Origin of the sequence: Paenibacillus ehimensis NBRC 15659, from assembly GCF_004000785.1 — a bacterium.
In the GTDB taxonomy this organism is placed as follows: domain Bacteria; phylum Bacillota; class Bacilli; order Paenibacillales; family NBRC-103111; genus Paenibacillus_G; species Paenibacillus_G ehimensis.
Genome location: NZ_BILX01000032.1, coordinates 49,900 through 64,156, shown reverse-complemented (window position 1 = coordinate 64,156; position 14,257 = coordinate 49,900). Strand labels below are relative to the sequence as shown.

The 14,257-nt window shown below is 56.3% G+C and carries 13 protein-coding genes; 7 read left to right on the top strand and 6 right to left on the bottom strand.

The window, feature by feature from the left end; translation table 11 throughout:
• Positions 1–88: 88 nt before the first annotated feature.
• The 4 genes from PEH01S_RS19060 to PEH01S_RS19045 all read right to left on the bottom strand — a co-directional run bounded on the left by PEH01S_RS19060 (position 89) and on the right by PEH01S_RS19045 (position 3,651).
• Positions 89–850, bottom strand: a complete 762-nt coding sequence (locus tag PEH01S_RS19060; protein WP_127487436.1) for a metallophosphoesterase family protein — start codon at positions 848–850, stop codon at positions 89–91.
• 218 nt (positions 851–1,068) lie between these two features.
• Complete coding sequence (locus tag PEH01S_RS19055) at positions 1,069–2,043, bottom strand: ABC transporter ATP-binding protein (RefSeq protein ID WP_127487434.1); 975 nt, start codon at positions 2,041–2,043, stop codon at positions 1,069–1,071.
• A 43-nt stretch (positions 2,044–2,086) separates the two neighbouring features.
• Entirely contained in the window at positions 2,087–2,878 is a 792-nt protein-coding gene (locus PEH01S_RS19050) for an ABC transporter permease (RefSeq protein WP_025851691.1), read from the bottom strand.
• Entirely contained in the window at positions 2,875–3,651 is a 777-nt protein-coding gene (locus PEH01S_RS19045; RefSeq protein ID WP_025851690.1) for an ABC transporter permease, read from the bottom strand. The genes PEH01S_RS19050 and PEH01S_RS19045 overlap by 4 nt, the downstream gene beginning before the upstream one ends.
• Positions 3,652–4,004: 353 nt before the next feature.
• Here PEH01S_RS19045 and PEH01S_RS19040 point away from each other — a divergent pair, with 353 nt between their 5' ends.
• From PEH01S_RS19040 to PEH01S_RS19015, 6 genes are all read left to right on the top strand, one after another.
• Positions 4,005–5,636 (top strand): CapA family protein, encoded by a 1,632-nt coding sequence (locus PEH01S_RS19040; protein WP_246062989.1) that lies wholly within the window; start codon positions 4,005–4,007, stop codon positions 5,634–5,636.
• Positions 5,637–5,814: 178 nt separating this feature from the next.
• Complete coding sequence (locus tag PEH01S_RS19035; protein WP_127487432.1) at positions 5,815–6,405, top strand: TVP38/TMEM64 family protein; 591 nt, start codon at positions 5,815–5,817, stop codon at positions 6,403–6,405.
• A gap of 254 nt (positions 6,406–6,659) precedes the next feature.
• Entirely contained in the window at positions 6,660–7,025 is a 366-nt protein-coding gene (locus PEH01S_RS19030; RefSeq protein WP_051570545.1) for an ArsR/SmtB family transcription factor, read from the top strand.
• Positions 7,003–7,524 (top strand): SRPBCC family protein, encoded by a 522-nt coding sequence (locus tag PEH01S_RS19025; RefSeq protein WP_063831609.1) that lies wholly within the window; start codon positions 7,003–7,005, stop codon positions 7,522–7,524. Before PEH01S_RS19030 ends, PEH01S_RS19025 begins: the two co-directional genes overlap by 23 nt.
• A gap of 342 nt (positions 7,525–7,866) precedes the next feature.
• Positions 7,867–8,598: an alpha/beta fold hydrolase gene (locus PEH01S_RS19020; protein ID WP_127487430.1), complete on the top strand. Its 732-nt coding sequence runs from the start codon at positions 7,867–7,869 to the stop codon at positions 8,596–8,598.
• A 113-nt stretch (positions 8,599–8,711) separates the two neighbouring features.
• Positions 8,712–9,344, top strand: coding sequence for a fumarylacetoacetate hydrolase family protein (locus PEH01S_RS19015; protein WP_127487428.1), 633 nt, complete (start codon positions 8,712–8,714; stop codon positions 9,342–9,344).
• A 47-nt stretch (positions 9,345–9,391) separates the two neighbouring features.
• Here PEH01S_RS19015 and PEH01S_RS19010 read toward each other — a convergent pair whose 3' ends face one another.
• Positions 9,392–10,582, bottom strand: coding sequence for an HD domain-containing phosphohydrolase (locus PEH01S_RS19010; protein ID WP_246062988.1), 1,191 nt, complete (start codon positions 10,580–10,582; stop codon positions 9,392–9,394).
• 137 nt (positions 10,583–10,719) lie between these two features.
• Between PEH01S_RS19010 and PEH01S_RS19005 the strand changes: the two genes are divergently transcribed.
• Entirely contained in the window at positions 10,720–11,556 is an 837-nt protein-coding gene (locus PEH01S_RS19005) for a DUF92 domain-containing protein (RefSeq protein ID WP_127487426.1), read from the top strand.
• Between the two features lie 185 nt (positions 11,557–11,741).
• Here the strand turns inward: PEH01S_RS19005 and PEH01S_RS19000 are convergent, their stop codons facing one another.
• Positions 11,742–14,252, bottom strand: coding sequence for a beta-propeller domain-containing protein (locus tag PEH01S_RS19000; RefSeq protein ID WP_127487424.1), 2,511 nt, complete (start codon positions 14,250–14,252; stop codon positions 11,742–11,744).
• Positions 14,253–14,257: the final 5 nt, after the last annotated feature.

The following is a 14,257-nucleotide window of genomic DNA, read 5'->3' as shown; positions in this document are numbered from 1 at the left end:
TGTTCGAGGCATGGGGCGACATGTCTTGGACGCGGCGGCGAATGTCCGGCAACAAGGCCGGAAAACCAACGATCAAGGGGGCAGCCCGTTATTTCTGCTCGGTCCCGCTGCGAATTTCGCTGACGAACCGCTCCAGATTGGGCAGACCGACGCGTTCGGCGATGGCGACGGCTTCCTCGATGTCATAAGGCACGCGGACGAGCTGTACGGAGAACGGGGCAGGCTTCAGGCAGGCCGGATGCGACGCCTCTCCTTCCAGAACGGCATAGCTCGCATAAGGGAGCCCGTCGTATGGCGCGCCTACGCTGCCGGTGTTGAACAGCAGCAGACCTTCTCCCGCCTTCGACTTCAGCGTCTGGACGTAAGGAACATGGATATCGCCGTAACCGATGACATCCGGCGTCAGCTCCGATCCCGCAAAGCCGCCCGTTTGATCCGTATTGTCGAACATGGCGAGCTTTTCTTTTTTGCCCGCTTTACGGAGCACGCGATGATAAATGCTTTGCGCGGAAGCATGGAAAAGACGGACGCGGCGTCCGCTTAGCCGGAGCTCGGCCGAAAACGGCAGCTCGCGCAAGTAGCGGAGCCGCTCGGGACCGAGCAGGCGCTGCTGCCACAAGCCGGTTTCCTTGTCCTGCGGGTTGTTGATGCCGTGATCCCAGTTGCCCTGCACCGTCGTTTCGCAAAGCTCGCGAATACGGTCCACCGCCTCGCACGGCTGCGGCCCTTTTCCGACCAGATCGCCGAGGCAGATGATGCGCCGGATCCGGCGGCGGCGAATATCCCCAACCACCGCCTCCAGCGCAGGCAGGTTGCCGTGGATGTCGGAAATGACGGCAATTTTGTCCATGATGTATAGGTTCCTCCTGTTTCTGTTTCTCCCTGAGCGGCTGATCCTTCCATTATAGCACAAGGCTGCCGTTCGATAAGCCTTCTCTATAGAGCCGGCAATCGTTGCCGCCGATCTGCGCGAGGCGTACCGCGTTTGACGTAACGGATGAAAGGACAAAGAACCTTCGGAGAACGGCGTTCTCGGAAGGTTCTTGTTATTGGCGCTTTGACAGCGTCCTAGTACACTTTATGAATGATCTCTTCGAAATCCGGTTCCTCCATATGAACGTCCCGCGCCGTGCCGTACCGCTCCAGCCGGCGGAGCACCTCCAAGGCGGGCAGCTCCTGCCGGTTGAAATGGACGGTCAGCTCGCAGCCGTTCGCTTCCGCAACGGTGAAGCCCAGCTCCCGCTCCGTGACACCTTCCAGAGAAACCTGGGCTTGAAACGACACGCGCAGAATCGTCGGCAGTCCGATGCGCTCCCGCAGCTCGCCGATCGTTCCGTCGTACGCCAGCGATCCGTGGTTGATCACCATCACGCGGTCGCAGAGCTGCTCGATGTCGTCCATATCATGGGTCGTCAGCAGCACCGTTTTGCCGAGCTCCCGGTTGACCTTGGACAGCAGCCCGCGTATGTTGCGCTTGGCGATGACGTCCAGCCCGATGGTCGGCTCGTCGAGGAACAGGATGTCCGGCTCGTGCAGCAGAGCGGCCGCAAGGTCGGCCCGCATCCGCTGGCCGAGCGACAGCTTGCGCACCGGCGTGTCGGCGAATTCGCCGAGGCCGAGCAGCCCGTCCAGCTCCGCCAGCGTCCGCCGCTGTCGCTGTCGGTCGATGCGATACATGGCGCACAAAATATCGAACGAATCGCGCACCGGCAAATCCCACCACAGCTGGCTGCGCTGGCCGAAGACGACGCCGAGCCGCGAAACGACCCGGCGGCGGTCCTTATGCGGGCTCATGCCGTCGATCCGCACCTCGCCCGAGGTCGGATGCAGAATGCCGGTCAGCATTTTGATCGTCGTCGATTTCCCGGCGCCGTTCGGACCGATATAGCCGACGAACTCGCCCGGACCGACCGTGAAGCTGATATCGCGGACCGCCGTTTTTTCCGCTCCGCCTCCGGTCACGGCCGCTTTGATCCGCTCCCACCGGCTTAAATGGGGGGCGGGGATGCGAAAGCTTTTATGTAAATGCTTAACCTCAATCATCGGTTAATACGCTCCTTTCAGATCTGGAAGTCATCGAAAACGATCAGCTTCCGCTGCTTTGGTAGCGGCTCAAGCCGAACCGCCAGAACCGCAGCATGAGCCACAGGAACACGACGGCGAACGCCATGACGGCCGGCAGCAGCCACCAGCCGAATTCGCCCTTCACGATATAAAGCGCCGGTATGTAGTTCGCCATCCCGACAGGGATCAAGGTGAGCAGCAAGGTCCGCAGCCAGACGGGATACAGCTCCATCGGATACTGTACGGCGGTGCGTGCGGCATCCTCCGTCAAATTTTGCAGATCGCTGACCCGCGTCGTCCAGAAGCCGAATGTCGCGGTGCCGAGTCCGATGGCGAACAGAAACGCAGCCCCCGTCACCAGAACGACGGCGGTGAGCGGAATGGCGGCGGCGGTCACCTGCCCCGAGCTTATCATTTGTCCCAAGCAAAGCGTCAGGATGATGCCGCCCTGCACATATTCGCCGAACATCGGGCGAAAATTTTGCGACATCAGCGCCAGCAGGACGGGAATCGGGCGGACGAGCAGCTGGTCCAAATCGCCGGAGACCAAATATTTTTCCAAATGATGCACGTCGTTGGCGAAGCTGCGGTAGAGCGCTTTGGACAGCATGATCGTGGCATACAAATAGCCGATTTCGTACAGGCTCCAGCCTTGAATCGAATCAAATTTCCACAAAATGACGGAGAGCAGCAAAAAGTCCATTGCACTGACAAGGGCCGCGAGCACGGAAGATAACCAGAAATTGAATTTGTACTGCATCCGGCTGCGGACGCTGGCTTTGACCAGCAGCACAAACATACGCACCGTGCTCATCCGCCCTGCACCTCCACCTTGTTCCGCACAATAGCGGTTGCGGCGAGGCAAAGCGCAGTGAACAGTACGCACCACAATAGACCGCCGTACATCTCGGACGGGGAAGCTAAGCCCAAATAAATTTTGCTGGGAATATGCTGCATGTATGGATAAGGCGTCATGTAAGCAATGCGCTGAAGCCAGTGCGGAAGCCATTCGATCGGAATGAGAAAGCCGGAAAGCACGCTTGAGATTGAATTGTGAACCCAAAACAGCCAAGTCGATTCGGTAGTCCAGAGGGCCGTTACGCCAATGAGGTAATTCACGCAAATGTTCATATAGGCGGCCATCGCAAGCGCCGTGGCGAAAGCAAGCCAGGTACCGGCGTGATGCGGAACCGGCAGCGAAAGCATCCATATGTAAATCAGGTAGATGGGGATCGTCTTGTAGAGCAATTGGTAGCCGATTTGTCCCCATTCGCGGCACATGAGCTGGTAAAACAGATGAACCGGTCGCATCAAGTCGGTCGCGATCTGTCCGGTACGTACGGAGCGCTCGATCCCAAGCCCGTTGGTCGTGAACAACGTGACCCACAGCGTCGCTTGGTTCAACGCCACATAATGGATGACGGTTTGCAGGCTGTAGCCGTGCATGCTGTCCTGCTGTCCGATGCCCTGCCAGATCGAGACGTAAATCAGCCCGAACACGACGCTGGCGACCGTATTGACCGCATGGGACAAACGGTATTGCAGATTGCGTGCGAACGCTTTCTTTATTAAGACAGGGAAAAGCATAGACACCTCCGTGAGCTTGGATTGGAGCTTTGCTGGTAACGGCAGCGAAGCCCGGTTCGCCGGGTTCGGCGAGTATTGAGGCGGATCGAGGTGGGTTGCCTAAAAGTCGAGAGAAAATTTATGTTACCAGAATAAGGGGGTGTTTGGCAACCGTTATTTTAGGTATTTGTGCCCCATGACCACAGGCGGGCGATTTGCTATAATGGAAAAAGAGAACATATGCGCTGATTCGCAGCGGGATAGGATAGGGGTAGGTTAAGATTCAGAAGGAACCGGTTGAAACGGAGCAATCGCGTAAGCAAAAGCATGAACAGGAGCAGAGGCAGAAAAGAACGCTTTGGATAAAAATTGGCTTGTTAAGCCTCATCACGGTTGGCGCCTTCGTTTATTTGCTCCAAAAGCTGGATCCTCCGCAGGAGGGGAATAAAGGGGGCGGGTTGGCCTTGCCGCCCAAAACGGAAGCGTTGTCCAAGCCGCCTGCAGCGACGAACCCGGGCGTTACTCCAGAGAAACCGCCGGCAGCGGAGGGCGGTGGCGGTGCGGCAACGCCACCGCCGGAGCAATCTCCGAGAGTCAGTCTCACGTTCGTCGGCGATGTTATGTTCGGCAGCAAGGTGGACGATCTGCTCCAAAAGAACGGCTACGATTATCCTTATAAGTACGTCAAGCCTTACCTGGAGAAGGCGGATATTACCGTAGCGAATTTGGAGACGCCGATTACGACAAGAGGCGCGGCTCAGGAGAAAGAATACGTGTACCGGTCGTCGCCCAAGGCGCTGCCCGAATTGAAGCGCGCGGGCGTCGATCTGGTCAATCTGGCCAACAACCACAGTATGGACTATGGCGTCGAAGGGCTGCTCGATACACTGGGCTATCTCGAAGCGCAGGATATTAAACGCGTAGGCGCGGGCCGGAATGCGGACGAAGCGTACGAGCATGTGATTATAGAGCAAAAAGGCATGAAAATCGCCTTTCTCGGCTTCAGCCGGGTGATTCCGGATACGAGCTGGTATGCGGGCCAGTCGAAGCCGGGGATGGCGGAAACCTACAGCACGAAGCTTGCGTTTGAAGCGATCGGCAAAGCGAGAGCCGAGGCGGATCTGGTTGTCGTCATCGCCCATTGGGGAGAAGAGCGCAAGGCGTATCCGGTCAAGTCCCAGACCGATTTGGCACGGCAGTATATCGATCAGGGCGCGGATCTCATCGTCGCCAGCCACCCGCATGTCGTTCAAGGCTTCGAGCAGTACAAAGGCAAATGGATTGCCTACAGCATGGGCAATTTTATATTTACGACCAATGACAATCCGAATACTTGGGAAAGCATGATTTTGGAAGCCTCCTGCACCAAGGAGCGAAGCTGCGACCTGAGCATGGTGCCGATCTTGACCAAATGGGCTCAACCGGTCCCGATGGTTGACGGGGACCGGGACAAGCTGTTCGAGAAGCTGACGAACTTGTCTGTCAATGCGCAGATTGACAAGGAAGGCCGGATTACGCTTGGGCCGACCCGCACTATTCCGTCCGAACCGGACCCGGATGAGAAGCCGCCTGTGAAGAAGGAGTCGGGCATCGGCGACGGAACGTCCAAAGCGGCCGTCAAACCGCCTGCGGACGGGACGAAGAAGCCGGCCGATTCCGGCAAAGCCGCCGATTCGAAAAAGGCGGAGACAGGCAAGAAGCAGCAGTCGGCCGAGAAGACGCCGGAAACCGGCAAGAAGACGGATGCGAATAAAGCGCCGGCCGGAAAGACAGGAGAATCGGGCAAGACGCAGGGAACCGGCAAAAATACCGAAGGCAAGAATACCGAGGGCAAGAAGACGACCAACGACGCCAAATCGTCCGAGAGCGGTAAAAAATCGTCGGAAAGCACCAAGAAATCTGCCGAAGATCCGAAGAAATCGACCGATTCCAAGAAAACGAACGAATCGTCGAAGTCCTCCGGCGAAGCCCGTAAGACGGAGGAAGACCAGAAAACATCCCGCTAATCAAGTTCATGGAAATTCATAATGAGATCATGAATCCAAACGGCTTCCCCATGGAATTGGGGCGGCCGTTTGGATTTTTGGAAGTCAACCGGGCTCTCTGTCGGGAGCGGCCGGGCCGGCAAGTTGCGATCGGTTTCACAGGATAGTATAGTGAAAGTATAGAGGTGAAACGACGCGAATGAGCTGGAAGGAAACAATCTCCCGTTTAAGCTGGCAGGACATTGAGCACTGGCTGAAGCAGTACGAGGCGTTGGGACCGCTGCCCGGTATTATCGCTCCGATGATCGAAGCCTTCGTTCCCGCTTTGCCGTTAGTGGCGATTCTGATTGCAAACGTGAATGCATATGGACTTGGCGAAGGCTTCCTGCTGTCGTGGATCGGCGTTGTCGCCGGGGCGCTCTGCGTATTTTTGATTTTTCGCAAATTCGGGGCGCGGTTTCGCGGCTGGGTGGAACGGAAGTATCCCCGGTCCCGGAAATTCATACATTGGCTTGAAACGCATGGCTTCACCCCGATTTTTCTGCTCGCTTGCTTTCCTTTTACACCGTCTTCGGTAGTGAATATCGTCGCGGGACTGTCCAAGGTACCGCTGCATACGTTTATCGTCGCGACCCTGCTCGGCAAAGGCGTGATGATTTTTCTGGTGTCGTTCGCGGGCCACGATCTGGCGAATCTTCTGCGGCAGCCTTGGAAAATCGCACTGATCGTCGCCGTGTTCGTCATCATGTGGCTGCTTGGCAAAAAAGTGGAAGCCAAATATTTCAAATAACGTCCGCTTTCCTTTCGACGGTTGTCGACGGGGGAGGCGGGCGTTTTTTTCTACAGCAGATGAAAATTATTTTGCCACGCTGTATGCGCCCGGACAAGTTTTAACTCGCCAGGCGTATGGCCTGCGAGAAAGTCGTAAAAATAAGTATTAAAGCATTTACTTTATAAACCAAATCATTTTATGAAGTGGCAGGGTGGTCATACAAGATGTGGCAATCCTCAAATATCGCTTGGAAAGGAAGGTGAGCCAATTGTATGCCGGTGGATATCTTTTCAGCGCTAGCTGATCCTACACGTCGCAAAATCGTGGAGATGCTTGCCGAGAATGACAGATGTCCGGCTTCTGAAATTCACAAGCAATTCTCCGTTAGTCCTCAAGCGATCTCTCAGCATTTGAAAATTCTTCTAGAGGCCAATGTGATCAGTGTGGAGAAAAAAGCGCAGCAGCGTATCTATCGGTTGAACACGCGGACGATGACCGAATTTGAGGAATGGTCCAGACAAGTAAGACTCAAGTGGAGCAGGCGCTTGAACGCCATGGATGCCGTCTTGAGAGCCGAGATGGAGAAGATGAAACAAAATCAAGAGCCAAAGGAGCATGACGATGAACCCAAATCCTAATATGCAAGAAGTTGTTATCACTCGCGTTTTCGATTTTCCGGTAGAGGTGGTATGGAAGGCTTGGACGGATCCGTCCCTGGTTATGCAATGGTGGGGTCCGGAGCATTACACTTCGCCACGGTGCGAAATCGATTTTCGCGAAGGAGGAAAGTATTTGTTTAGCATGCGTGCCCCTGATTCTCACGGCGGTCAAGAATCATTCTCGGCTGGTGTCTACAAAAAGATCGTTCCGCTGGAGCGGCTTGAATTCAGCCAGTACATGGCCGATCAAGAGGGCAACTATATCGATCCGGCTCAAATCGGCCTTCCTGCGGATTTCCCGGCCAATGTCGATATGGTGATCGAGTTTTTTGCCAGGGGGGAACAGACGGAGCTTAAGATTACGGAGTATGGATGGACGCCCGGCGAGATGCTGAAATATGCCATCATGGGGATGAACCAGTCGCTCGACAAGCTTGCCGAAAACATCGGAGCGATGTACCGGTCCAAGGAGTCATAAGATCCTGCATATAAAAAAGAACCCCCGGAAAATCAGGCCGCAACGTCATTGGGGAATGCAGTGCGGCTTGAGAATCCAAGAGGTCTGTTACTGGAGAGTTACTATATCATATGAACCTAAAAATTCCAATATCAAAAAATGGATGGAGATTTCCCATGAACCATGTTAACCATGATTACTTGCGTTTAAATGTAAATAAGCTATGGTTCACATTTATGATTACTTTTGTGATTATTTCTCTCGAATCGATGTTTCCAGGCCGAATCAACGCCTCGGAGTCCTCAGAAAATAGCCGGTAAAGCCGTAGAGCAGAGCGGCTATGCCGAAGTAAACGGGCTAAGGATGTACTACGAAATACACGGCGGAAAACATTGCGGAACACCGCTTGTCCTCCTTCACGGCAGTTTTATGGATACGGAAAGCTCGTTTGGAAAGCTGCTTCCTGAGCTTGTCAGGCATCGTCCGGTCATTGCGATTGAGCAGCAAGGCCACGGCCGTACGGCCGACATTGACCGTCCGCTGAGCTATGAGCAGATGGCTGACGATACTGCGGAACTGCTTCAGCAGCTAGGGGCGGCAAAAGCGGATTTCTTTGGCTGGAGTATGGGCGGCAACATAGCAACGCAAGTTGCAATTCGTCACCCCGAGGTCGTGAATAAGGTAGCAGTCACCGGCTCCTTCTTCGGCCCGATCCAAACGGCTTTTACGGAGGAGGGTTACAAAGGGTTCACGGCGATACCGGATGACTTCGCACCCCCGGTACTCAAGGATGCTTACGATAAACTGTCGCCGAAGCCTGAGCGCTGGCCGGCTGTAGTTTCAAAGGTCCGTCAGATGGGGCTAGCTTACAAAGGTCTTTCGGACGATCAGCTTCGCGGTATTCAGGCTCCATTCATGATCATGGCTGGCGATCAAGATACGGTTGATCTGATTCACCTCGTTGAAACTTATAAAAAGCTCCCAAATGGGGCTCTCGCGATCGTGCCAAAAAGTGACCATTTCCTGCCGGTGCTGGGCTATGAGCAAGTGCTTCAACTTCTGGAACATTTCTTGGATCATGGATCGGATCCATAAAACGCACCTGGCTGTCTCTATCGTTTGATACGTGCGCAAGCGTTGAGATTCCCCCAAGCCGGACTTATAATGAAGGCGGAGTCATAATTTAACGGCAAAGGAACGATCCGAACATGAACGAATCGATTCGCAATATTTATTGTGTTGGACGCAATTACGGGCTGCACGCGGCGGAGCTCGGCAATGACATTCCGGAGAAGCCGATGATTTTTACGAAGCCGACGCACGCGCTTACGGCGATTGACGGCGGCGAAATCGAGCTGCCCGGCGGACGGGGCGAGGTGCACTACGAAGCCGAGCTCGTGCTCCGCATCGGGCAATCGTATAAGAACGGCATCACCGTGGACGAGTTGGTGGACAAGCTGGCGCTCGGCATCGATTTTACCCTGCGGGACGTGCAATCGGTCTTGAAAAAGAAAGGCCATCCCTGGCTTCCGGCCAAAGGGTTTAAAGGCTCGGCCGCCCTGACCGGGTTCCGTCCGTTCCCTGGCTTCAAGCAAGTCAAGCAGGTTGAATACGCTTTGCACCGGAACAGTCTGGAAGTACAGCGGGGGAACCTGAACGACATGATTTTTGATTTGCAGGTAATTGTGGATTATATCGCCGCACATTACGGCTTGGGCGAAGGGGATATCATTTATACGGGCACGCCTGCGGGCGTTGGGGCGGTGAACGACGGAGACCGCTTTGAGCTGTTCTGGGGAGAGCAGGCTTTCGGCGCTTTTACAGCCAGGATCGGGCAGTAGCGGTTCCCGGATCGGATAAGGCTCTGCCGCGACCGGCTTCCGGACGATCACGCCTCAGAGGCCGGGGCGGACAGAGCCCCATCGGTATAACGGTCCCGGACTTCCAAAAGCTTGGGCAGTAGTTGCATGAACACATCAACGATCTGCGGGTCGAAATGAGCGCCGCGCTCCTCCTCCAGCAGCTTCAAAATCCGATCCAGCTCCCAAGCCTTCTTGTAAATACGTTCGCTGCCGAGCGCATCGAAGACGTCGGCGATCGCCGTAATGCGTCCGTAGATGTGGATTTGTTCCCCGCGAAGACCGCGCGGATAGCCGGTGCCGTCCCATTTCTCGTGATGCTCATGAGCGACGATTGCAGCCGCTTTCAGGATGCGGCGCTTTGAGTTTTTCAGCAGGCTGTAGCCGGTCGTCGTATGCGATTTCATGATCTCGAATTCATCGGCCGTCAGCTTCCCGGGCTTTTTGAGGATAGCATCGGGGACGGCGACTTTCCCAATGTCATGCATCGGTGAGGCGGTCTTCAGCAGCTCGGCTTCCTCTTCGCTCATCCCGAGCCCGCGTGCAAGGATGTACGAATATTCGGCAACTCGCTTGACGTGATTACCCGTTTCCTTGGAGCGGTTCTCGCCGATTTCTCCCATCGTAAAAATAATTTCCTTCTGCGTTTCCTCAATTTCGTGGGAAAGCAGGGCCGATTCCAGCGATTTTCCCGCATAGGAAGCGGCCAGCGTCAAATATTCCAAATCGTTCTGCGAAAATTGCCCGCATTTCGTCAGCTTGTTCACGGCTTGGAAAGCTCCCGTGATCTCGCCTTCGTTATTGCGGAACGGGACGACCATCAGCGCTTTCGTGCGATAGCCGGTTTTGCGGTCCATGGCGATGGCGCCGCTTCGCAGCACATCCGCAAACTCTTCGTTCGCATAAGCGTCGTCGATAAAAATCGGACGGCCCTTCCGGACCGCCAAGCCGGCCAAGCCTGAATGGACGGACATCCGAAGCGAGGGCACCCCATGGGCGACGGTGGAGTACAGCTCGTCCTTGTCGCGATCCAGAAGCCAGACCGTACAGCGGTCGGAGACAACCATCTCCCGTCCCATGTCCGCCATCAGCGTCAGCAGGCGGTCCAGCTTGCGCTCGTTGCAGATTTTGGCGGCGTAATCAAAGATCACCCGGAGCATTTCCTGCGGTTCGAGGTCTTCCTTGATCCGTCTGCCTTCTCTATTTTGCGCCTCGTACAACGCTTTCCTCTCCCCGGTACCTTTTTTCCATCTCAAGTCAAATCATATTATAATGGCAATAGGTCTGTAAACATAGGACTGTCGAAAATGCAATTTTTACGATCGTATTATGGGGTTTGGAAGGAGGTTCGGATGAAGTGCAGCATTGGATTATCGGATTGGCAGGAAGCGTTCTGATAGCCGGAGCGGCGTACCGAAAACGGTCGCTGTCCGGATCGGGGGCCGCTGCCGCAGTCCTGCTCGGAACGCTGATGTATGCGGCAGGAAGCTTGGCTTGGTTCGGGACGCTGATCGCTTTTTTTATCTCGTCCTCGTTGTTATCGAAGTGGAAGAGCAAAAAAAAGGCAGCCGCCGAGAGCGGCTACGCCAAATCCGGACGGCGGGATGCCGGCCAGGTGCTTGCCAACGGCGGCCTTGGGCTCGCTCTTTGTCTGGTCGACGCATTCGTACCGCATCCGGCCTGGTGGGCCGCCTACATCGGCGTGATGGCCACGGTGACTGCGGATACTTGGGCGACGGAGATCGGCGGTCTCAGCCGTACGGCCCCGCGCTCGATCGTCACCGGCCGTCCGGTGCCGTCCGGCACTTCCGGCGGCGTATCGCCGCTCGGACTTGCCGCATCCGCGGCTGGAGGCTTGTTTATCGGAGCCGTCGCATGGGCACTGGCGGCGCTGCAGCCGGAGCAGGCAGGGGGCTCCCTTGCGTGGGAGGCTTCCGTCCGGTCGGCAGCCGGCCTTTGCGTCCTTGGGCTGGTTGGGGGCCTCGCCGGGTCGCTGGCCGACTCGTGGCTCGGGGCGGTGTGTCAGGTCATGTACCGCTGTCGCGTCTGCGGCAAAGAAATCGAAAAAAACCGCCACTGCGAGGCAGCGGCGGTTCGAATCCGGGGCGCGGCGTTCATGACCAACGACACGGTTAACGCTTTAAGCTCGGCGTTTGGCGGCGCCGTCACTGTCGTACTTTCGCTGTGGCTGTAACAGCGGTTTAATCCTCTTCCTTGCGGGAATAAGCGAGCTTCGTTACATACATGGTGATGCCCGAGATAAGCAAAGCGACGATAATGCTGATAACGATAACGGTAGCTACCATGGCTTAAGCAGTCCTCCAAGCGGATAAATGTCACTTCGGACATTGTACCCCATGGAGGACAAAAAGCCAACCATTACGGATTGCGCGGCTTCCAGGCCGGAAGCTGCAGCGAGCCGACTTCGCGCAGCGTGTTCAAATCGTTCGCTTTCAGCATGTCGGGCGAGGACGAATACAGCGTATCGCCGATATACAGCAGACGCTCGATATTGCGTTCGCTGCCGTACCAGTGCTGGCCCGCTTTGTTCAGATCGTCTGCCGTCAAGTGCGTGATCCTGCCGCGAAGCTGGAAGCCTTTTTGCAGATCCAATCCGTAAACGTAGGCGCCCTGGAAGGTGAAATCCCCGTATTTCGATGCGTTTTCCGGCGTGTTGGCGCCGGACTTATCTTTCAATTCCGCCACGGTGACCGGGAAGGCCAGCAGCTGCTTCTCCTTGGAAAACAGCAGCGCTTTATGATTGTGCAGCAGCGGCGATTCGGTTCCCCGGTTGCCGATCGTTTCCTTGAACAGCTCCTTCGGATTCGCCACATCGGATACATCGAACAAGGCAAGCTTCATGCCTTGATAGAAAGCGACCGTGTCCGAGCCCTCGCCTTTCTTGTTCGCCACCTCCACAGCTTCCTTGCCGAAGCCGATCAGATGGTTCTCGTCGTACGGATGCAGGTAGTCGCTGTAGCCCGGAATTTTCAGCTTGCCGAGCATGGCAGGCGCTTGAGGGTTGCTCAGATCCAGGACGAACAGCGGATCGGTATTTTTGAACGTCACCATATAGGCGCGGTTCCCGGCGTAGCGTACGGAATAAATGCGCTCGCCCGGGGCCAGCCCTTCGAGCTTGCCGATGACGCTCAGCGCTTCGTCCAGCACATACACGTTATTTTTCGACGTATGCTCGTCGTTCCGCCACATGTCGCCGCTTGTGGTGGCGATGCGGAAATAGCCGTTGTGCTCATCCATCGAAAACTGGTTCAGCGCATGTCCCGGCACCTTGCCGCGTCCGACATAGCGTACCGTTCCGTTGTCCATGCCGAATTTATAAATGGCGCTCGTCATATGAAGCGGCGCGGGCATGACGTTGGTCTTGCCGTCCGTCTGCTCATTCTCTTTCGCAGGCTCGTACTCGCTCACGGTGACATACAGGTTGTCGGGAGAAGCGTAGACGTTTTGACCGGAGCCGAGGTAGCTCGTCACCTGCATTTTTTGATCAGGCTTGCTGAGCTTAAGACCGCCGATCAGCAAATAGTTCGGTTCGACGGCTTTCGGGAAGTACCGGATGTCTTCGTAGCCGATCGTAATAAATTGGTCTCCGGCAGCGGAGTCCCGGTAGGCGGGCAGCGATTCGTTCGCTTGCTTCGCGCCGAAGTCCGCCTCTTGGCGCATGATCCAAAAATAATTCATCGATTTGTTCGTAACTACGTACAGCGAGTCTCCGACTTTGCGCGAAGAGACGTAATGCCCTTCCAGCTCCGCCTCGCGCACTTGCTTCAGCTGGGTCCGGTCGCCGAGCTCGTAAACGATCGTCTTTGTCGTCGAACGAGTCGGGCGTCCGGGCCATACGACCATCTTCTTGGCCTTGCCGATCCCCGGCTCAGGTACCGGGACAACCTTGACGTCGTCCTGAGGCGGAGAGACGTTTACCGCCGGACTGCCCGCCGATGTGGCCGGATCCGCGGGAGCCGCAGGGCTGGCGTCGTAAGGAATCGGTCCCGGCTTCTCGTACGTCGGATAGGACGTATGGCCGACAACGACGAGGTAGTTGTCATCGACGTACAGCTCCTGCGGATAAAAGTTCGGGTCCGCCCAGTAGACGGTGCTGACGACGCTCATGTTCTCGGCCGGGGAGGCTTTGGTCACGAGGACGCGGTCGCGATTCACCTGATAGATGTAGGTGCCGTCCGTCTTGATGACATCCGCTTCATCGACGCCCTGCACCTGTACGTTCGTGCCGGAGTAGGCGGGCGCCGCGTCGGCAGCCTGCTTGGCGGCACTGCCGGCGGCTTGCGGTGCGGCAGCCGTCGATTTCTCGGTGACCGCGATCGCATTGTCACCCCGTAACATCATGCTGCTTCCGCTGCCGTGAGCGGCGGCGGATTCCTTAAGCAGCGCTTCCATCCGTTCCCGGGAACCGACGGTCGGCAAGCTTTTGTCCGCATCCACAATCGTTACGCGCTTGTTCGCACCGTCCCAATAAACGTTAAAATCGAACGACTCGCTGAAAAAGCGCAGCGGTACCAAAATATTTCCGTTATCAAGCGCCGGCGCTTCGTCCAACGCGACGGCTTCGCTTCCGCGGGTAGCTTCCTTGCTGTCCAGCCGGAGCTTGATCGAGCGCTCCGCTTTGGTTGCCGTGGCCGAGCGTTCGGCTTCGTCCCACTGCACCTTCACCCCGAGCGCGTCCGACAGCTCGCGGAGCGGCACCATCAGCGTGTTTCCGATCAATCGGGGCTGCACGGACAAGCTGACGGGCTGTCCGTTGAGCGTCAGCGCGATGGCCTGCCCCGTTTCCGACGCTACGGTTAACGGAGCCGGGGAGACGGAGGTCAGGAGCGTCAATGCCAGCATGCCTGCAAAGAGTGTTCTTTTCTGCACTTGAT